General features: G+C 43.7%; 19 protein-coding genes and 1 tRNA gene. 16 read left to right on the forward strand and 4 right to left on the reverse strand.

Translation table 11 applies throughout. The annotated features are described in order from the left end of the window. Position 1 precedes the first annotated feature (1 nt). Genes AC04MM_RS02415 through AC04MM_RS02440 form a run of 6 tightly spaced genes read left to right on the forward strand, consistent with a single transcriptional unit; the run spans position 2 to position 6,030 of the window. Positions 2-919 (forward strand): Gfo/Idh/MocA family protein, encoded by a 918-nt coding sequence (locus AC04MM_RS02415; RefSeq protein WP_475378718.1) that lies wholly within the window; start codon positions 2-4, stop codon positions 917-919. Continuing rightward, a complete protein-coding gene (lpxB, locus tag AC04MM_RS02420) occupies positions 919-2,100 on the forward strand; it encodes a lipid-A-disaccharide synthase (RefSeq protein ID WP_475378719.1) in 1,182 nt (393 codons plus the stop codon). Before AC04MM_RS02415 ends, lpxB begins: the two co-directional genes overlap by 1 nt. Beyond that, on the forward strand, positions 2,097-3,074 hold the full coding sequence (lpxK, locus tag AC04MM_RS02425; RefSeq protein ID WP_475378720.1) for a tetraacyldisaccharide 4'-kinase: 978 nt from the start codon (positions 2,097-2,099) through the stop codon (positions 3,072-3,074). The genes lpxB and lpxK overlap by 4 nt, the downstream gene beginning before the upstream one ends. Continuing rightward, complete coding sequence (locus AC04MM_RS02430; protein WP_475378721.1) at positions 3,049-3,921, forward strand: lysophospholipid acyltransferase family protein; 873 nt, start codon at positions 3,049-3,051, stop codon at positions 3,919-3,921. The genes lpxK and AC04MM_RS02430 overlap by 26 nt, the downstream gene beginning before the upstream one ends. A 52-nt stretch (positions 3,922-3,973) precedes the next feature. Further along, a complete protein-coding gene (locus tag AC04MM_RS02435) occupies positions 3,974-4,981 on the forward strand; it encodes a DUF3108 domain-containing protein (protein WP_475378722.1) in 1,008 nt (335 codons plus the stop codon). 2 nt (positions 4,982-4,983) lie between these two features. After that, the gene (locus AC04MM_RS02440; protein WP_475378723.1) at positions 4,984-6,030 is read left to right on the forward strand and encodes a glycosyltransferase family 9 protein; all 1,047 of its coding nucleotides are present in this window, start codon (positions 4,984-4,986) and stop codon (positions 6,028-6,030) included. A gap of 6 nt (positions 6,031-6,036) precedes the next feature. Here AC04MM_RS02440 and AC04MM_RS02445 read toward each other — a convergent pair whose 3' ends face one another. Together AC04MM_RS02445 and AC04MM_RS02450 are read right to left on the reverse strand one after the other, a co-directional pair. After that, on the reverse strand, positions 6,037-7,458 hold the full coding sequence (locus tag AC04MM_RS02445; protein WP_475378724.1) for a sigma-54-dependent transcriptional regulator: 1,422 nt from the start codon (positions 7,456-7,458) through the stop codon (positions 6,037-6,039). Between the two features lie 52 nt (positions 7,459-7,510). After that, positions 7,511-9,325: a sensor histidine kinase gene (locus tag AC04MM_RS02450; RefSeq protein WP_475378725.1), complete on the reverse strand. Its 1,815-nt coding sequence runs from the start codon at positions 9,323-9,325 to the stop codon at positions 7,511-7,513. Between the two features lie 40 nt (positions 9,326-9,365). Here AC04MM_RS02450 and AC04MM_RS02455 point away from each other — a divergent pair, with 40 nt between their 5' ends. The 9 genes from AC04MM_RS02455 to AC04MM_RS02495 are packed head-to-tail and all read left to right on the forward strand — an operon-like array spanning position 9,366 to position 19,560. After that, a complete protein-coding gene (locus tag AC04MM_RS02455) occupies positions 9,366-10,295 on the forward strand; it encodes a bifunctional riboflavin kinase/FAD synthetase (protein WP_475378726.1) in 930 nt (309 codons plus the stop codon). Next, positions 10,292-11,029, forward strand: a complete 738-nt coding sequence (locus AC04MM_RS02460; protein WP_475378727.1) for a hypothetical protein — start codon at positions 10,292-10,294, stop codon at positions 11,027-11,029. Before AC04MM_RS02455 ends, AC04MM_RS02460 begins: the two co-directional genes overlap by 4 nt. 50 nt (positions 11,030-11,079) lie before the next feature. After that, on the forward strand, positions 11,080-12,798 hold the full coding sequence (gene pilB, locus AC04MM_RS02465; protein ID WP_475378728.1) for a type IV-A pilus assembly ATPase PilB: 1,719 nt from the start codon (positions 11,080-11,082) through the stop codon (positions 12,796-12,798). 12 nt (positions 12,799-12,810) lie between these two features. Beyond that, complete coding sequence (locus AC04MM_RS02470; protein ID WP_475378729.1) at positions 12,811-13,830, forward strand: P-loop NTPase fold protein; 1,020 nt, start codon at positions 12,811-12,813, stop codon at positions 13,828-13,830. A gap of 3 nt (positions 13,831-13,833) precedes the next feature. Next, the gene (locus tag AC04MM_RS02475) at positions 13,834-15,069 is read left to right on the forward strand and encodes a type II secretion system F family protein (protein ID WP_475378730.1); all 1,236 of its coding nucleotides are present in this window, start codon (positions 13,834-13,836) and stop codon (positions 15,067-15,069) included. A gap of 7 nt (positions 15,070-15,076) precedes the next feature. Further along, entirely contained in the window at positions 15,077-16,591 is a 1,515-nt protein-coding gene (locus AC04MM_RS02480; protein WP_475378731.1) for a two-component system sensor histidine kinase NtrB, read from the forward strand. A 22-nt stretch (positions 16,592-16,613) separates the two neighbouring features. After that, a complete protein-coding gene (locus tag AC04MM_RS02485) occupies positions 16,614-18,020 on the forward strand; it encodes a sigma-54-dependent transcriptional regulator (protein ID WP_475378732.1) in 1,407 nt (468 codons plus the stop codon). Beyond that, positions 18,013-18,903, forward strand: coding sequence for a MipA/OmpV family protein (locus AC04MM_RS02490; protein ID WP_475378733.1), 891 nt, complete (start codon positions 18,013-18,015; stop codon positions 18,901-18,903). Before AC04MM_RS02485 ends, AC04MM_RS02490 begins: the two co-directional genes overlap by 8 nt. 48 nt (positions 18,904-18,951) lie before the next feature. Beyond that, a complete protein-coding gene (locus tag AC04MM_RS02495; protein ID WP_475378734.1) occupies positions 18,952-19,560 on the forward strand; it encodes a YiiX/YebB-like N1pC/P60 family cysteine hydrolase in 609 nt (202 codons plus the stop codon). A 14-nt stretch (positions 19,561-19,574) separates the two neighbouring features. On the opposite strand, the gene AC04MM_RS02500 is transcribed toward AC04MM_RS02495, so the two are convergent. Continuing rightward, positions 19,575-19,973: a response regulator gene (locus AC04MM_RS02500; RefSeq protein WP_475378735.1), complete on the reverse strand. Its 399-nt coding sequence runs from the start codon at positions 19,971-19,973 to the stop codon at positions 19,575-19,577. Between the two features lie 178 nt (positions 19,974-20,151). Between AC04MM_RS02500 and AC04MM_RS02505 the strand changes: the two genes are divergently transcribed. Then, positions 20,152-20,553: a hypothetical protein gene (locus tag AC04MM_RS02505; protein ID WP_475378736.1), complete on the forward strand. Its 402-nt coding sequence runs from the start codon at positions 20,152-20,154 to the stop codon at positions 20,551-20,553. Between the two features lie 32 nt (positions 20,554-20,585). Here AC04MM_RS02505 and AC04MM_RS02510 read toward each other — a convergent pair. Next, positions 20,586-20,672: transfer RNA gene (locus AC04MM_RS02510), tRNA-Leu, on the reverse strand. Between the last annotated feature and the right edge of the window lie 90 nt (positions 20,673-20,762).

A 20,762-nucleotide genomic window follows, 5' to 3' on the forward strand; every position in this document is an offset into this window, starting at 1 on the left:
TATGAGTAAGCTTAAGGGTGCAGTAATTGGTGTTGGTTATTTAGGTAACTTTCACGCCCAGAAAGTAAAAGGTTCAGAACACGCCTCATTAGTGGGTGTGTTTGACCAATTCGCCCCGCAAGCTGAAAAAATCGCCGGTGAGTTAGGTGTTAAAGCTTTTAAAACGTTAGAAGAGATTCCTTCACAGGTGGATTTTGTAACGATTGCGGCCGCAACTCAGGCTCACTATGATTTAGCCGCTTTTTTCTTAAAAAATAATATCCCGACGCTGGTCGAAAAACCGATTGCGGCAACCAGTGCGCAAGGCTATGAACTGTCGGCCTTGGCCAAAAAGAACAATGTGGTGTTTTCGGTAGGCCACATTGAACGTTTTAATCCGTCATATAAGATTGTTAAAGAATCGGCGGCGAAAACCAAATATTTCGAAATTAACCGATTAGCTCCGTTTCGTGCCCGTGGTGCGGATGTGAGTGTGTTGCATGATCTGATGATTCATGACCTGGATCTGGTGCAGTACTTATTTAATTCTGATATCGAAAAATTTATGGTCTATGGCCACAAGTTTATAAAAGACACCATCGATGATGTGTCGGTTCGCTTGCAGTTAAAATCCGGCGTGCAGGTTACAATCAACAATTCACGTTTAAATCCGACGATTGTCCGTAACTTTCGGGCGGTACAGGATGAACGTACGATTTTTGTGAACACCGCCACACTTGAAGGTGAAATCTTAACCGGCGATAAAAATGACCCGTTTTATAAAACTGAAAAATTTAATGTCGAAAAAGTTGATGCTTTAAATCTTGAAATTAACCACTTTATCCGTGCCGTTAAAAAAGAAGTGCCGGTTGCCATTACCGGCGACGAAGCAAGTCTTGCTCTGGCAAATATCGAGAAGATCTTAGCGGAGATTAAGTAGTGAGCGAGTTTAGCTCGAAGCCCCAGATTATGATGGTGGCCGCCGAAGCGTCGAGCGCCTATTATGCGCTAAAGCTCATGAAGTACTGGAAGCAGAACAATATCGACGTCGAAATTACCGGCGTCGGATCTAAAGCCATGGAAGACTTCGGCATGCGCAGATTAGGTAAATCTGAAGAAATGGCCGTGGTCGGTATTGCCGAAGTGATCGCCCATTACAAAGACCTAAAAGCTGTGTTTGAAAACCTTGTCGCAGAAGCAATCCGCATTAAACCTAAATTTTTACTGTTACTTGATTATCCCGATTTTAATTTAAAGCTGGCCAAGACTTTAAAACAGAAACTGGGCGAACACGGTATTAAAGTGTTTTATTATATTTCGCCGCAGGTCTGGGCCTGGAGAAAAGGGCGTATTTTTGATATTAAAAAATACTGCGATAAAGTTTTTCTGTTGTTTCCGTTTGAACGTGAATTCTATGATCTGCATCAGGTGCCGTATGAATTTGTCGGTCATCCGCTCTTAGAAGATTTAGACCCGAATTTACTTGATGCAAAACAGCTCGAAATGGCCCGGCAAAAATACGGGATCAGTCCGCAGGAGCGGGTGCTGGCACTTATGCCTGGCTCACGCAAGGGCGAGATCGAACTTAATTTCGGGGTGCAATTAGAAGTTGCACGTGCACTTGCCAAAAAATACGATTTTTTACGTGTTATGATCTTGGCCGCACCGACATTATCAAAAGATTATTTAAATGATTTTATTGTCGAAAAACTTGATTACAAGATGCCTTACATTCTGGTGCAGGATGATCCGAACAAAATGATCTCGCTTGCACATTATGTACTGGCGACATCGGGTACCGCGACGTTAATGGTTGGTTTACTGCAAAAACCGATGGTGATCATGTACCGTTTAAAGTGGATCACCGGTGTTTTAGGTAAACTGCTGGTGCGCGGGATTAAGTTTTTCGGTTTAGTAAATCTGATCATGAACGAAGAAGTTGTGCCTGAGCGTCTGCAAAGCGAAGCCGACAGCGATAAACTTATCCCGTTAATCGAAAGATATATCAACGATGAGGCCTATACAAAAGCTACCATCGAAAAATTGTCGCAGTTACAGTACAAACTGGGCGATGTCGGGGCGACAGCGCGCGTAGGGCAGGCGTTAGCCAAGTATTTATGAAATATCTCAATCCCTACCGCATTGCTGTAGATACTAAGAATCTTTTTTATGACAAAGGCTGGTTAAAGCCGGCCCGTTTTAATGTGCCGGTGATTTCTGTTGGCAATCTTACCACCGGCGGCACCGGAAAAACTCCGGTGGTGCTGGAATTAATTTCCATGCTTAAAGGCAAATCTATTCTCGTTGTTTCAAAAAGCTATAAAGCCAAACTGCCACAACCGGCGGAAGTTACGCTAGAAAACCTAAAGCACACCTTTATGTACGGTGATGAGCCGTGTTTAATTAAAACAATGGCTCCCCATGTGAAGGTGTGGAGCGGGCCGCATAAAACCGATACGGTTGAGTTTGCGCTTGAATACTGCGAGTTTAATAAAATTAAAATCGATATCGTGATCGTTGACGATGCGTTTTCACATCGGGCCTTAAAGAGAGATTTAGATATTGTGCTGATCGATACTTCGCAGCCCTTATCGCATTACCAGCTTTTGCCGTTAGGCCACCTGCGTGAAGATTTAGAACAGGTGTTTCGCTCGCAGCTGGTTATTTTGACCAAAACCAATAACGCCAACGCAGAAACGCTTAAGTTTTTTGAAAACTTTCTGGCCCAAAAAAATCATCCGTGCATCCGCTCTGAAGCGGTATCGTCGGTCTTGGCGACAGTCAAAAAACTCTTCGTTTATTCGGCGATCGGTAACCCGCAACAACTTAAAGCCAACTTACAGAAATCCGGTTTTACCGTGGTTAAGCATCTTGAGTTTGCTGACCACCACCAGTTCACAGCAAGTGAGCAAAAAGATATTTTGCACCAGTGGCAGACTGGCAATAAAGACAGCGTCTTGTGTGCAACGGCCAAGGATCTGGTTAAAGTAACCAATGAAGAACTGCGTTCGTCTACCCAGACCATTGAATTAAAATTACAGTTTCCTCCGGCGGATAAGGAATTATTAAATGCGAAAATTAGCCAGATTAGTTAGTGCCGTCTTTGCTTTTTTTGTAAATCTACTGCCGTGGTTTTTTAACGATCTGTTTGCCAGATTTTTTGCCTGGTTGTGGGTTGATGTCTTAAAACTGCGTAAAAAAGTAGTCTATGACAACATCGACATCGCATTTCCAGGCACAAAGGAAGAGACCAAGAAGAACTGGATGCGTAAAAGTATTTACGTGTTAGGGCGTAATCTGGTCGATATGGGTCGAATTCCGTATCTCAATGAAGAGTGGATCCGAGACAATGTGGTGGTGCACGGTATGGAGAATGTGCCGCGTGACCAGGGGTTTTTCTTTTTAACTTTGCATCTTGGGGGCGGAGATCTTGCTGCGGCGATTATCAGCGAAAAAGTTGCACCGTTAAGCCTGATCACCAAACGATTCAGCAACGAATTTGCCGACGAGTTCTGGTTTTCGCTGCGTACGCAATCAAAGACTGAATTTATTGATGCCCACAGTAAAAATAATGCCTTTGAAATTTTAAAGGCCCTGCGGCTAAAACGTGCGGTTGTTTTCGTGCTCGATCAGTTTATGGGTAAACCGTACGGTATCGAAACCGAGTTTTTCGGCAGAAAAACCGGTACCGCCTATGGTCTAGCTGTGTTTGCGCAAAAGACTAAAGCGCCGGTTATACCGCTTTATACCTACTGGGATGAGAATAATAAACTGCATATTAGTGTAGAAACCGCAGTAAAAATTGACGATGTCGCGACAGACGATAAACTGGAAGCACAGCGCATTTTAACCAATCGTTTTAACGCGACTTTAGAAAGAATTATCAAACGTTGGCCGGACCAGTGGATGTGGGTTCACAGAAGATGGAAGCAATTTGAATAAAATCATCAGTTTAATTTTATTACTAAGTGTAACGAGCTGCTCGAGTAATTTTTTGAAATACGATAAGCAGGATAAATTCTTTAAAAATGAAGAGTTTGAACGCGAAGTTAAAATTCAGGAAGAAGCCAAAGTCGAAACGCCGAAAGCCGAAGTGGCCAAGTTAGACACGGTATCGGCAACAACAGCGGTGTCAGCACCGGTAGCGGCCAAAGAAGTTAAGAAAACTGCCGCAAAAAAAGAACCTAAAAAGATTAAAGCACCTAAAGCTGAAGCCAGTGTGGCCGCAGCTAAGCCCGGTAAACGCCAACCCGAGATCGAAGACAGTGAAGGCTTTGAACCAGGTTCACGTCGTCCGATCAAGGATCCTTTCCGTGTAGGCGAAAAAGTGATTCACGAGGTCAGCTACTTTTCGGCGAAAGCCGGCAATCTAACCATGCAGGTAAAACCATTTGCTCAGGTGAACGATCGTAAGAGTTACAATTTTTCGGTTGCTTTAGAATCAAGCCGTGTATTTTCAAGCTTTTATTCGGTCGAAGATAGAGTAAACACCTTTTTAGACTACGAGACCCTTGTTCCCCATGTCTTAAAATTAAATATCAAAGAGACCGGAAAGCTTGCCCAGTCACAGTCGTACTTTAACAACGAGACCTTAAAGGCCAGTTTTTGGGAGAAAAAATACACCGAAAAGCACGGTGAAGAGGAAAAGAAGTACACTTGGGATATCCTGCCATTTTCACAAAATGCGTTTAGTGGTCTTTTCTACATGCGTATCTTTAACTGGAAAGAAGGTAAACAGGTTTCTTTCCGTGTGGCTGAAGATAAAAAGAATATCGTTTTTACCGGTACAGCTGTTGCCAAAGAAAAGTTAACCACCGAAGCCGGCGAGTTTAATGCGATCAAGATCAAAGCGAGTATCGTAACCCGCGGCGCTCTTTCGCAGACCGGTGATATTTTTATCTGGCTATCTGACGATGACCGTAAGTACATCTTAAGAATCGAAGCTAAAATCAAAATCGGTACTCTGGTGTCGGAAGTGACAGAGATCGAGCCGGGAAGCTAACCTTGGCAAACTATCACGTGGTCGTACAGACCGCCTTTATCGGGGATGTGTTTTTATCAATTCCTTTTTTGAAAAGGCTCAAAGCACTGTATCCGCATGATAAGATAATCTTTGTCGCGAAAAAAGGTGTGGGCGATTACCTTCTAAAATTAAATGTCATTGATGAGTTGATCACGGTAAATAAAGGCGATAAAGCTTCGTACAACGACGCGGTTAAAAAAATTAACCAGCACCAGATTGAAAATGTCTTTTGTTTGCACCGCTCACTTCGATCGGCGCTGTTTACCTGGAAATTAAAAGCCAGAAAGAAATTCGGCTTCTCGCAGGGACTTAATTTTTTATTTTTTTCTGAAAGCGTAAAATATCTTAAAACATTGCCGGATGCGATCAGGCAGATGGCATTGCTTGCACCGGTTGATCCGCAGGTAACAGCCAAGATCAATGAACAGGATTGGAGTTATTTAAATTTTTCTGATCATGACGGGAAGTTTAAAGCCATCCCTGAGTTTTTTTCGATGCAGGCGCCGGCGCACAGTTTTAATTTTAAGAAAAAAATCGCGTTGTTTCCGGGCTCGGTCTGGGAAACAAAAAAATGGCCGGTTAATTATTACTCTGAATTAACGGCCAAACTTTTAGCTGAAGGTTATCAGGTCTGTCTGATGGGCGGGCCGGATGAAGCCTTGTTATGCCAGGAAATTCAAAGCCATAACCCACAGGCAGAGTTACTTGCGGGAAAGATGAAGCTGGTTGAATCAATCGAGTTTTTAAAGACCTGTGATCTGATTATCGGAAATGATTCATCACCATCACATCTGGGTGCAAGTGTCGGGACACCCGTGGTTGCGATTTTTGGTCCGACCACGCTGCATTTAGGCTTTAGACCGTGGAACAATGACAGTGTCGTGGTTGAAAACCGTGCGCTGCCGTGCCGTCCCTGCGGCTTGCACGGCCACCATAAATGCCCGCTCGGCCATCATAAATGCATGAAAGAAATTCTGCCTGAACAGGTCTTTCATTCGGCAAAAACACTTTTGCAACGACAAAAATAACACGCACTACGAAAAATCTTTAACGTTGATGTTGTACTTACGGATCTTACGTAACAGCGTATTTTTCGGAATATTTGCCTGTGCCACGGTCTGATTGATTTTTCCTTTGTTGGCTTTAAGCGCACTGATGATAAAATCTTTTTCAGCCTGTTCTTTGAATAATTCAAAATCTAGTGCACCGCCTGTCGGTGCCGTATCAGCTTTGCCGGCAGTCGCTGTTGCAGCAGGTGTCGCCGCAGGTTTTGTGGCATTGCGGATATTTTCCGGAAGGCTTGCTGTGGTCATCACCTGGCTTGATTCGACAATAAATGCACGTTCAATCACGTTTTCAAGTTCGCGGATGTTTCCTGGCCAACGGTAAGTTTTCATTAAGTCTAATACATCTGGTGCAATGCTGTGAATCTGTTTGGCGTGGGTTTTAGAAAACTTCTCTAAAAAGTTAACAGCGAGTTCCGGGATATCATCCGAACGCTCACGTAATGGCGGTAAGAAGATCGGCATCACGTTCAGGCGATAGAATAAATCTTCACGGAATTCCTGATCTTCCATCATTTTTTCTAAGTTACGGTTAGTGGCGGCGATAATGCGCGCATTGGTTTTAACTTCGCGATTTGAGCCAACCGGCGTAAATTTCTTTTCTTGCAGGGCGCGCAGTAATTTAACCTGCATTTCAGGTTTAAGTTCGGCGATTTCATCTAAGAACAGTGTGCCGTTGTTAGCTAACTGAAATTTACCGATTTTACGTTCGATCGCGCCGGTAAATGCGCCTTTTTCGTGACCGAATAATTCTGACTCCATCAGGTGTTCAGGGATCGCACCGCAGTTGATCGCGACAAAAGCGCCTGATTTACGAGGGGAGTTGAAGTGGATGGCTTTTGCCACTAACTCTTTGCCTGTTCCGTTTTCACCGCGGATAAGAACCGTTGTATCTACTTTGCACAGTTTGTAGATCAGGTTAAAAACTTCTTTCATTTTTGTGTTCTGGCCAACGATCTCACTTTCGATATCGTCGTCAAAAATCGGATTCGATGCTGTAAGTTCGGTGATCATCTCATGTGCTTCGATACTTTTGCGTACGATCGCCGTAAGTTTTTCGGGGCTTACTGGTTTTTCAACATAGTCATAGGCGCCGTCTTTGATGGCGATTACGGCATCATTTAAGTTTGAATGCGCAGTCATAATAACCACAAAAGTGCGTGGATCGTGTTCTTTGATCTGACGTAATGCTTCTAGGCCATCAACCTCGGGCATTCTTACATCCATTAAAATTAAATCCCAGAATTCTTTTTTGGCTAAGTCGATGGCTTCGCGGCCATTTGAAGCTTCGGTGATGTTAAAAGTCACATCAGGAATAGAATTTTGCAAAATACTTGCAACTGATTTGCGTAGCTCTTGTTCATCATCAACGATAAGTGTGTTCAGATTCATAGTTTATTTCCTTTGGACTTTCAGCCCAGTTCACTTCCTGCGTTTAACGCAACTATAATACCGGATCAATCGGCAGTCGAACATAAAACGTCGTGCCGACGCCGACGTCGGATTTTAACGTAATATTTCCGCCGTGCAGCTCAATAAAATATTTAACTAAGTACAAGCCAAGGCCGGTTCCTTTGGTTTTTTGGTCCTGGTTTTTGCCGCGCACGAATTTTTTCCAGATATGCAACTGGTCCTCACTGGCAATGCCTTCACCGGTATCCTGGATTTCAATAAGAATTTCGGTGTCAGTCTCTTTGGTGCGGATAGAAACCTGTCCGTTTGCCGGCGTGTACTTAATGGCATTTTCGACCAGGTTTAAAAAGACTTCGGTCATTAAAGTTACGTCGAACTCAATTAAAAACATCGGCTCTAAGGTAAGATCAATGCTGACATTTTTGGTTTTTGCCACCGGTTTTAACCGTTCAACCACGTTTTCGATCACTTCGTTTAAATCAGCCACTTCTTTTAGGATTTGGAAGTCACGCGATTCAACCCGTAATACCTTTAGGATCGATTGGATATAACGGTTCAGCTCTTCGCTGTAAACTTTAAGGTTGCCAAAATCTTCGTGCATATGGGCTGGAATATTCTTTTCGGCATCCAGGCGGTCGACCACGGCCTGAATTTTGGCAATCGGGGTTTTTAAGTCGTGCGAAATTAAGCTGATAAAATTATTTTTAAGCTGTTCAAGATCAGATAGGTAACGTTGTTCCTGCTGAAGCTCAGCATGGGCTTTTTCGATCCGCAGGGCATGGTAGCCAATGTATAACACCCAGATCAGAATCAGTAATACCAGCGGGCTCACCATCGGAATCCAAAGGTTAAACGTGTCAAAGACCCAGATTGAAAAGGCCGCCCAGATCGTGCCGATCCAGAAAAATAAAAACAGCGAGACCGCCTGTGGAAAGTGGGTAATCACCAGCACGGCGATGATAGTCAGAATCAGGAGCAGTAGAGAATTGATCCAGGTGTAACCTTTTTTGATAAAGCGTTTTTCTAGAATGTTGTCGGTGACCTGCGCCCAGAACTCGTGTTTTGTCATGGCTCCGAGGGGGGTCAGAATCTGCGAATTAAGTGTTCGTTCGGTGCCGATAAATACGTTCTTGCCGCGAAAAAAATCTTTCGGGTAATCACCACGTAACACCCGTTGTAGGCCAATGGTTTTAAAGCGGTTAACTCCGCGGTAGTTGATGACTGATAACGGGTCTTTGCTTTGGCGGCCCTGATCTACGGTGGCGTGGGCGATATCCTGTAAGAAGCCGCGGTGGTCATGCAGTCTGCGCACGATACCGTCTTCGTCGCGTAACACTTCGACATGGGCAATGTTAGAGCGGTCGGGCAGTGTCGCAAACGGGAGCGACATGTTTTCCAGTAAGCTGGTATTTGTGGCCCAGGTGATTTTCGGGTCTTTGAAGACAATGATCTCCTGCGAGTTGAGGCGGGTGACGCCGATGTTTTCGCCGAAGAAAAGTGTGACCCCTATTGATTTCGGTTTTTGATTGAGGATTTGTGAAAGCATCTGAAACCAGATTTTCTGGTCCCAGAAAAAACTATCGGTGACGTCCTGTGACTCGTTCATGTTGATGAGCGAGTTGGTTTTAAGGTCAAAAATTTTAACAAAGTCACTGGGCTTAATGGTGACCAAAACGATTTCTTTGTTGACCGGTTGCGCCCCGCGAATTTTAAACCGACTATCGTACAGGTCAACTTCATCAAATTTAAGCAGGATGATAGAGAACAGCCAGCAAAGCAAAGCTCTGCTCCAGAAGCCTTTCTTGCTATTCGTCCATTTTAGCCAATTGATGATATTGTTTTTCACAGCGTTGCAAAACTAGCATAATTCGGCTTATATTGTAACCATGAAATGGATCCGTACTGTCGATCAATCACTCCCGCATTTAACCGGTTCGGTACTAACCGTCGGAAACTTTGATGGTGTGCACTTAGGGCATCAGAAATTGCTGAAAGAGCTCGTTTTTCAGGGTAAAGAGTACAAAGTACCATCCGTGGTTTGTACTTTTAAGCCACACCCCCGCGTATTGCTCAATCCGGGTACACCGGTGCACCGGCTTTTTGACTACAAAGACCAGGCTGAGCGCATGGAGGCTTTAGGGGTCGACTTTCTTATTGAAGAAAAATTTACAAAGGATTTTTCGCTAATGCAGGCCGATGAGTTTATGGACCTGTACATTTCACGCTATTTTAAGCCTAAACACCTTGTTGTCGGCTACGATTTTAACTTCGGTAAAGACCGTTCCGGCGGTATCGATTTCTTACGCGAATACTGTCAAAAAAATCAGATTGGTTTAACCGTGGTCAGTGCACTTGAGCAAAATGGTCAGGTGGTGTCTTCATCTGTGATCCGTAAACTATTAGAGCACGGAAACCTTGAGCTGGCTGAAAAGTTTCTGGGCCGCAAATACTATATCCGCGGGCCGGTGCGTGTTGGTTTTAAGCGCGGCCGCCAGTTAGGTGTGCCGACCGCGAACGTGAGCCCTGATATCGATTTTGTTCCGCGTAAAGGTGTGTATTTTTCATTGGTGTTCTGGAATGATAAAATTTTTAAATCGATCACTAACATCGGTTTTAATCCAACCTTTGAAAGTACGAATTCATACTTAAAAGTTGAGACGCATATTTTTGATTTTAACCAGGAAATTTACGGCGAACAGATTAAAGTTGAGCTGCAGCATTTTCACCGCGATGAAATGAAATTTTCAAGTGTCGATTCGCTTAAACATCAGATTCAAAACGACATCGCCGAGGCGAGAAAGTATTTTCAGCTATGAAAATTTACCGATCAATTGAATTAGGTGCGGCCGAGCTGAGCGAAAAATTACTGCATGAGCCAGACATCGAAATTCACTTTGATCCGATGACCGATGATGAACTTTTTCATTCGGATTTTGACCTGATTGAACTTTCTGAACACCAGAGTCAGTCGATTTTACAGAAGATGCCAATGCTTGATTGGCAGATCCAGTCGACCGGGGCAGCAGATGCATTTGGCAAAGATAAAAGCGGTTTTAATCCCATTCATTTGAGTGCTTCAAGTTTTGGAAATTTTTTAGAAACCAAACACATTTATCTTGATATCTCTAAGAATGCGGTTCTGGTCGGTACCTATTCATTTTTAATGACCTATGCGGTTGCGCTGGCCAAAATCGGGTTTAATAGAATTTATTTAGTTTCTCCGGGAAATGTTTCTTACAAAGAAGAGATCGCAAAGGTGCAGAAGTACCTGTTCAATGTGCAGTTACAGCAGCTGACGCTTGATGAGATGGCTAATATTTCAGAACTTTCGAGTTTACTGGTGATGGATTTTGACCAGTCCGAATATCCGGATATGGTTGAGACTCTGACTTACTTCAATTTTCTGGCTGAAAACGCGATTTTTTTCGACCTGCAGAATTACCTAAATGATGCCCTTTCTTCAGAGGCAGAAAAAGCCTCGTTAAGAGTTTTGGATTCAGTCGAATTTCATTTACACAAATACCGTTTATTTCAAAAAAAACACAAATAACCGTTCCTAGGTCCAGTTACAAAAAACGTCACTCTTAGTAGACTTATACTATGTCGAAGCTTGGGGAAATTCTAACACGTCAAGGCCTGATCCGTCCGGATCAGTTGCAGGCGGCTTTGGCCGAATCGGCCAAGACCAAGGCGCGACTTGGAACTCTCCTCGTTAATTCCGGTGTTCTAAAAGATGCACAAATCCTCAGAGCCTTAGAAAAACAATATGGCATTCCCGGTGTTGATTTAGGCCAGATCGATATTGAGTCTTCAGCATTATCACTTGTGCCGCGCGAGTTCTGTGACAAGAATAACGTTATTCCTGTATCCAAGGCGGGAACAACACTTGTCGTGGCCTTTTCTGACCCTGCAAATATCGAAATCCGTGACCAGATCCGCTTTTTAACGAAGTGTAAAGTTCAACCTGTGTTGGCCACGGATTTATCAATTGCCTCTGCGATTGAAAAATTTTACGGAACCTTCAAGCAGAACGAAAAAGATTTCACTGCCAGCGAAGAACAGTTCGGTGAATTAGGCGGCGAAGCCGAACTTGCGCAAACCGCTAGTTCAACAGAAGTGAATGAAGAGGCCGATAATAAAATCGGCTCAGCACCGATTGTAAAATTCGTAAACGGTATTTTAATCGAAGCGATGCGCAGACGTGCTTCAGATATTCACTTAGAACCATACGAGAAAAATTTCCGAGTGCGTTTTCGTATCGATGGTTCGTTACTGGAAGTAGCGGCGCCGGCGGCTTCTTCTGGGCCTGCCATAGCGGCCCGTATTAAAATTATGTCGAAAATGGATATTGCCGAAAAGCGCCGACCCCAAGACGGTCGCTTAAAAATCAATATCGCTAAAGAAAACAAAGAAATGGATTTTCGTGTGAACACTGTTCCGACCATGTGGGGCGAGAAAGTGGTTATGCGTCTTTTAGATAAATCGAATCTTCAGCTCGATATGACCAAACTTGGTTTTGAAGAAGACGATTTAAAATTATTCAAAAGTTGTGTGAATCTTCCGCAAGGGATGGTTCTGATCACGGGCCCTACGGGTTCCGGTAAGACCACCACAATTTACTCGGCGTTATCCGAGCTTAACAAGTCTGATGTGAATATTTCTACAGCGGAAGATCCGATCGAGTTTAATCTTGAAGGGATCAATCAGGTTCAGATGAATCCTGATATCGATCTTAATTTCAGCAGTGCCTTACGTGCCTTCTTACGTCAGGATCCGGACATCATTATGGTGGGTGAGATTCGTGACTTAGAAACGGCCGAGATTGCGTTTAAAGCCGCCTCAACAGGTCACTTGGTGTTAAGTACCCTGCATACGAATGATGCCCCATCGACAGTTATTCGTCTGACAGAAATGGGCGTTGCCCCGTACTTAATTTCTTCGACCGTTAATCTTATCGTAGCCCAGCGTCTAGTCGGTAAGATCTGTGAGTCGTGCAAAGAGCCGATTCAGGTGCCGGAAACAACGCTGACAAACTTAGGCGTCAGCAAAGCTGATATCCCGAGATTTCAGCTCATGCGCGGCCGTGGTTGCAGTAATTGCAACAACACCGGAATCCGCGGGCGTCTGGCGATCTACGAGTTAATGCCGGTGGTGGGGGCGATCAAGGACGCTATTTTACGAAATGCATCGGCGGCCGAGCTGCGTAAGTTAACCAAAGATCTCGGTTACCGCACGTTACGTCGAAGCGGTTTGTTAAAATTAGCCCGAGGACAAACAACGATTGATGAAGTTTTAAATACATCGGTGAGAGACGACTAGAGGATAACCATCATGATTGAAAAGATTTTAACCAAAGTTAAAGATTCATCAGCTTTAGAAGTGCAGTTTCGCCTGGGGCATAAAACCATTGCTAAAGTAAAAAATGAATGGATTGAAATCGACAAAGAAAGTCTGGGTTTTTCCGAGTGGGAAGATCTTAAAGACCTATGCCTGCAGAATAATGACAAACTGACTTTGGAAACCAAAGGTTTTGTCAGAGGTGTTTATAAATCGTCTGACCAGCAGTGGTTGTTTTCATTTACCGAGCACAAAGATTGTTTAAAGGCTTATTTCAGTGTGATTCCGAATTTTGAATTAAGCCAGTATATCCAGTCGCCGGTTTTCTGGGATTCTTTAAAAAAAACCAGTGGTTTATTTATTGTGACCGGCCAGCGCGGCCAGGGTAAATCGTCGTTGTTAAAAGATATTATTTCTGAGATTAAAAAAGATTCGCCAAAGTTAATTGCCGTGCACGGAAATTTCTCGACCCTGTCGCTTTTAAACCTGGATTCGTTAATCCATTTATCTGAAGAAACTCTGGCGTGGGAAGCGCACCATCCGATTTATGATGGTATCGACCAGTTCGTCGTAGATTTTAACAGCATCAAAAACTGGGAAAAATGGATTAAGCTTTGTGAAGAAGGCCGTTCAGTTTATTTAACGATCTCTGGTCTGTCGGTTGAAAACTGTTTAGAGCAGATTATTTCGCAGATCGGATTTCAAACTAACTTAGCCCGCCGGTTTTTTCAGGTGTTAAACAGTATCTGTTACCAAAAAGTGATCGGCATCAGAGAAGGTGCGGTTCACGAATTTTTCGTGGCCCAGCAGGGATTTAAAGAAGATTTATTCAAAATGTCTTTTGCTGAATTCAAAAAACAGCACGAAGGCGAAGCGTTTAAAAAATATTTTCAGAGTTTAAATCAGTCCATCATTCAGGCGCTGGTACGCCGTCGTATTGATGTTAAGTCCGCATTTGCCGCGAGTGATTCGCCGGATGATTTAGATACGCAGTTAAAGAGAATGGGGTTGTAGAGTATGGCAAAGTTTCAATTCCAGGCCCGCAGCTTAAGCGGAAAAATCCAGTCCGGCTATTTAGATGCCAGGGATGAAGCCGAAGCGAAGGTTCGCCTGCGCGCCAAACAGCTTATGCCGATGACTTTAAAACTAGTAGCTAATGCTCCGGGTAAAAAGAACGCCCATGACATCCACGCGTTAGGGGCATTCTTTGCGCCGAAAGTAAAAACCAAGGATCTGCAGATTTTTACACGCCAGTTTGCGACCCTGATCAATTCGGGTATTCCGATTGTTGATGCGTTAAAAATTCTTTCTGAATCGACGTCAGACCGGTTGATTAAAGAAGCCGTTTTACAGATCAAAGCTTCGATTGAGACAGGTAAAAGACTGTCGGATTCAATGAAAATGTTTCCGCGTGTTTTTGATGATCTGTACTGCAATATGATCCGTGCCGGTGAAGAGGCGGGTATTATCGATGTGATCTTAAACCGTCTGTCGATATACTCGGAAAAGAACGAAAAAATTAAAAATCAGATTAAAGGTGCCATGGCGATGCCGATAGTGATCGTGATTGCCGCAGTTGCCGTTATCTCAGGTATTATTATTTTCATTATCCCGAAATTCCAGGAGTTATATAAAGGCAGTGGTAAGGAACTTCCGGGGCTTACCCAGATGCTGATTAATATGTCGGACGGTTTACGTAACAACTGGTTTTCAATTATTGTGATGTTGTTTATTGCGACGTATCTGATTATCAGCTTTTTTGCCAGCAAAGAAGGGCGCATTGCCCTGGATAAATTTTTAATCAATGCACCGGTCATTGGCGACGTTGTGCAAAAAGCATCGGTTGCACGTTTATCGCGAACGATGTCGACATTGTTGTCTTCAGGTATCAGTATGCTTGAATCGATTGATATCGCCGCAAATACCGCCGGAAATTATGTGATCGAGCAGGCCCTTAAGTCGTGTAAAGAATCTATTTCAGTCGGTCGTCCGTTTCACTTGCCGTTATCGCGCCAGAAAGAAATCCCGCAAATGGTTTCGCAAATGGTGGCTATCGGTGAGCAGACTGGTGCGCTTGATTCGATGTTGGGTAAGATTGCCGATTTCTACGAAGATGAAGTTGAAAATGCGATCCGTGCGATGACTTCGTTGATTGAGCCGTTATTAATGATCGTGTTAGGCGGAATTATCGGCTTTATCCTGGTAGCGATGTACTTACCAGTATTCCAAATGGGAGATACCGTTGTTCAATAGTGCCAAGTTGGAACAATATTTTGCTTCATTAACAACCCGCGACTGGCGGGTTGTGGTGCTGTTTTTGTATTGCGTCTTATTTCAGTTGGCAATTTTTTCGCAGGCGCCGTTTCTACAGATAAATTTCTTAATGCATTTTTATGGTGCCGTGCTGCTGTTTTTTGCCCACCACTTATTTTTGTATCTTACCAACAGCAAAAATCATGTGCTGTCATTCATGTTTGATTTTTCGATCTTGTTTTACCTGATGGCCCAGCATTCGGTGCTCTCAAGCTTTAACCTGATCGTATTGCTCATTTTACTGTTTATCGCCGGTTCTGAGTTATCAAAGAACTCTTCGTTAATTTTAACGGTATTTAGCTCGGTGTGTTTATCGCTGGTTAACCTGTTGTCGATCCGTTGGGAAGGCATTCAGAACCTGTTTACCCTGGTGCTGTTTAACTTTTCGTTTATAACGGTATCGATTATTTCGCAGCAGTTTCGGGTGCAGCTGAAAGACCTGCACAGCGAGCTTAGCTCGGTCACGAAAAAACTGCGTTCGAAAGAAGAGTTTTCCGAGATTTTAATCCAGCAGATGCCAACGGGTTTGACGGCTTTTAATCAAAACGGTGATGTTTTATTTGCCAATAGAAATTTAACCGAGAAGTTAAATCTTACGGTCAACGACCTGCGCACGATCTTTACCCAGACGCAGGCCCGCGGGCAGGGAGAATTTGCCTATTACAATGCTCAGCTGCAGGATAAGAAGATTTACGAAGTTAACCAGGCCAGCTATGAAGACGTGTTTTTGAATGAAACCGTTAATCTAATGATGTTGAAAGATGTCACTGAAGTAAAACATCTGCAGGATCAGATGCGCCAACGCGAAAAACTTGCGGCGATCGGTCAGTTAGCTGCCGGCATTGCCCATGAGATCCGAAATCCGTTGGCGGGTATTTCGGGAAGTATTCAGTTGCTTTCAAATGATGCGCAAAATCCTGATGATCAGAAATTGATGAAAATCATCTTAAAAGAGATCGACCGTTTAAATAACTTAATCACTGAATTTTTAGATTACTCAAAACCTGAGCAGCGCCCGGATCAGAAAATCGATTTAGCACTGGTTATGAATGATGTTATCCAAAATATCAAAGCCAGCCCGCAGACCCCGAAAAATCTTGAGTTGGTTTTGCAGGTCAATTCGGGATCTATTTTAGGTTATGCAGATAAGTTAAAACAGGCGTTTTTAAATATTTCGATGAACGCGGTACAGGCGATGTTAAATAACGAAGAGCCGAAGCTGACCATTAAGCTCGATACGTTCGGCGATGAGGTTGTGCTTTCGATCAAAGACAACGGCAGCGGAATGCCGGAAGAAGTTAAAAAAAGAATTTTTGAACCGTTTTTTACGACTAAACCTAAAGGGACTGGGTTGGGGCTTGCGATCACGCATAAAGTGCTGGAATCACATCAGGCGCAGATGCAGATCCACAGTGAAATGGGTTTAGGCACGGAATTTATTTTAAAGTTTAATAAAGCATAAGGATACAAAAACAGGAGACATCATGAAATCACGCATTTTGGTAGTAGACGACGAAGAATCGATCAGAGAATTTCTCGAGATCATGCTGAAAAAAGAAGGCTACGAGGTAACGACAGCTGAAGACGGAGCTAAAGCCAAAGAAATTTTAACGAAAAAATCATTCGATATGATTATTTCAGACATGCAGATGCCGAACGTAACCGGAATTGAATTGCTGCGCCACGTGCGCGAAAGTTACCCGGATATTTGCTTTATGATTATCACTGCATTCGGCACAACCGAAACCGCAGTTGAGGCAATGAAGCTTGGCGCCTACGATTACCTAACAAAGCCGTTTAAAATCGATGAAGTGCGCCTAAATATCGCTAACGCCCTACGTTCTAAAAATTTGGAAACCGAAGTTCGTGTTCTTAAAAAAGAACTAGTAAAAGAGTACTCGTTCCAGAATATGGTTGGTAACTCAGATGCCATGCACGCCGTGTTTAATTTAATTCAGCGTGTATCGCAGGCGCCTACCAACGTGTTAATCACGGGTGAGTCAGGTACCGGTAAAGAGGTCATCGCAAAAGCTATTCACTATAACGGGCCACTTAAAGACAAGCCGTTTGTAACCGTAAACTGCGGTGCGATTCCTGAAAATTTAATGGAATCAGAAATGTTCGGTCATAAAAAAGGCTCGTTCACGGGAGCTATCGCTGATAAAGCCGGTTTATTTGAAGTGGCTGACGGCGGAACCTTGTTCCTGGATGAGGTCGGTGAGTTACCGGCTTCAATTCAGGTTAAGTTACTCCGCGCGATTCAAGAGCGTATTATCCGCCGCGTAGGTGCAACGGATGATATGAAAGTTGAAGTCCGTATCATCGCCGCGACCAACAGAAATCTTGAAGAGATGGTTTCAAAAAACACATTCCGCCAGGATTTATTTTACCGTTTAAATGTTATTAACATCAAATCTCCTCCATTACGTGAGCGTGCTGATGATATCCCATTATTGGCAAACCACTTTTTGCGTAAATATAACGAAAAGCTCAATAAGCAGATCCAAAGCATCTCTGTTGAAGCCATGGATATCTTAAAAAAGTATAACTACCCGGGTAACGTGCGTGAGTTAGAAAATATGATCGAGCGTACCGTGGCTTTAGAAGCAGGATCGACGATCCTGCCTGAGTCACTGCCGCCGATGGTTAACACGCCGTCAGGCCGTAAAATGGCATCATCTAACGAAATTGAAATCGGCGAAGATGGTTTAGATTTAGATAAGGTGATTGGTCAGATCGAAAAAGAACTTTTAATCAAAGCGATTCATGCTTCAAACGGTGTGAAGAAAAAAGCTGCGAAGTTATTGAAAATTTCGTTTCGTTCAATGCGCTACCGTGTAGAAAAATACAGCCTTGGTGTGATGGGCGATGATGAAATGGACGATGAATAAGACTCTGTATCTGTTTTCATTTTTAATTTTTTTGAGCCCGCTGTTGCGGGCTCAAAACGTTGACCAGGATCTTATCCAGATTATTGAAGTCGAAAAAAGTATCCAATTACAAAAAGAAAAAGTGCCGACCTATTCTGAACTTGAAATCGGCGTAGGGTACGGTTACGGCTCTATTGCCGATTACCCGGCTTCTGATGAGTATTCACGTAAAAGTCTATTGCTGCCGCTGGTGATCTACCGGGGTGATGTTTTAAAATCCGACCAGGAAGACGGGACCCGCGCCGAACTATTTAAATCACGTGAACTGGAAGTTAACTTAAGTTTCGGGGCCCGTTTTAATAATGACAGCGATGGGAACAAGGCGCGCGCCGGTATGCCGGATCTGAACTATATTTTTGAGACCGGCCCAAGTCTGAATTACAAATTATGGAAAGCCGCAAAGGTTGGTTCGTTGACTCTGCAAATCCCGGTAAGGCTTACGTTTGAGACCAATTTTAAGGCGAGCGAATTCTTAGGATGGGTATTTGAGCCAGAATTAAGGCTGCAGAAGCTGAATTTCGTGGTGCCGAATTTGTCAGCGATCACCTCGGTTTCTGTGGAGTTTTTCAATGAACGCGTGGCGAATTACTACTATCAGGTGGAAAACCGCTACGTCACTTCAGAGCGTGCCGCTTATGATGCCAAGGCCGGGTTATCCACATTGAGTATCGGCCAAAACTTCCTTTATGAATATAATCGTTTTAATTTAATTTTTGGTGTAACCCACAGTTATTACGGTACGTCAGAAAACCGCAGTTCTCCACTTTTTAAGAGCGATAGCAATACCGCTGTGTTTGCGGCAGTTGCATGGTTTTTCTACCAGCGAACTACAGAGCGACAATAATTTTAAAGTATTGCCTGGTTTAAAAAATCACGCCTATACTGGTCTGGCATGAAAGCATTTTTTACTTTATTGATTTTGTTATCCAATGTGGCTTTTGCCAATTCTTCGTTAGAAAAAAAATTGGCTGAAGGCGATGTGATTTTTATTCAAAGTCAGACTGAACAGGCCAGGGCCATCGCAGAGGGCACAGCCTCGGAGTGGACTCACGTTGGAATGATCGTTAAAAAATCCGGAGCATGGCATGTGGCCGAAGCTGTCGGTCCGTTGCAGGTTAATACTTTAAAATCTTTTATCGGACGCAGTAAAAACAATGCCTATAAAGTTATGCGCTTTAAACATTTTACGCCCAAAATGGTGCCGATGCTGTATGTGAATCTGTATAAATACAATCAACCTTACGATATCTTTTTTGAGTTTTCAGACGAGCGTATCTATTGCAGCGAGCTGGTTTATAAAGTCATGAAAAACGTAACCGGTCATCCGATCGGGCAATTACAAAAAGTCGGTGATTTGAAACTTGATGGCCCGTACGTAAAGCGTCTGATCGAAGAGCGGTTGACGGCGATCGGTAAAGAGTTAGATCTTGAAGAGCCGATTATTACGCCATATGCCCAGACGATCGACCCCGATATGACTCTGATCAGTGAGCGCTTCTAACTTAGCCACTGTCGTTAGCCGTGGCTTAAGCTGTCTTGTGAACACCATTTTTTAATAACGTCGAAAAGAGCTTTAAGGTTAACCGGTTTTTGGAAAATACTTTTGGCTTTAATATCTGGGGCTTGGTCATCAAAAGCACTGACGACAACGATTGGAATGTTGGAGTAAGATTGGTCGGTGGCCACACGGTCTGCGAACGTCCAGCCATCCATCACTGGCATCATTAAATCTAAAACGATCAAGCAGGGGCGAAGGCCATCTTGTAAAAGGTCTATCGCGACTTGACCGTTTTCGGCCGTAGCTACAGCGTAACCTTCATATTCAAGCGCCGCCTTTAGGGCTTCACGAATCCCGTAGTCATCGTCGACGACAAGAATTTTTTTGTCGAGTGAGTCGCAGTTTTCCTTAACCATATTAAAAGGTTAATGACTCAAAGTTTGTTGAGTCAACTACAGCTGAACAAAATGGCAAAAAATTGGATTTACGCCCCGAGGCGCAGTTTTAAGCCTTATCGGCTAGTCTGTGTGTCGAGCCAGCTCTTGGTAAAACTTGGTCACCTGTTGCAAGCAAGTGCTTAACAACATTTATCTGGTGAATTTTTCTCCTAGTTTGTTAGCTACAGTTGATATTTCGACGCCAACTGCACCCACACTGATAGATTCAACGACTTCGGGATTTGGTTTTCCCAACGATCTGACCTTTTCAGGAAACAGGGGCTACATCGTTGGTAGCAATACGCTGACGATTTTTGATTACCTGGCATCGACTACGCTCGGCGCCTGTTCGAAAGCCGGCGAAGTCATATACGATGTACCTCAGGCAACATTAAAATACTGCAACGGGACTACTTACTATGCCATGGGGCCATCACCGGGGGCCGGTGGTGTCGGGTGTGTTGCGCCGATTGCGGCTCCCGGGCAGTATCAGTATTCATCAGCGGATAATCGTTTTAGGTATTGTGACGGCACCAACTGGGTATTGGTGGGTAATTAGTAGAGTTTGGGTGTAAATCAAAGAGTAAAATTTGGTGCCTCGGGCCGGAATCGAACCGGCACGGGATTGCTCCCACAAGATTTTGAGTCTAGCAAGTCTACCAATTTCATCACCGAGGCACCGGCAAATATATAGACTATAAAGGTGCCCTTATTTAAAGGTACGGAGACGTACTGTTCAAGTATTTTTTTCAAGCTTGGCTGAAGCCT

The sequence above is a fragment of the Bdellovibrio sp. SBM16 genome (assembly GCF_056175625.1).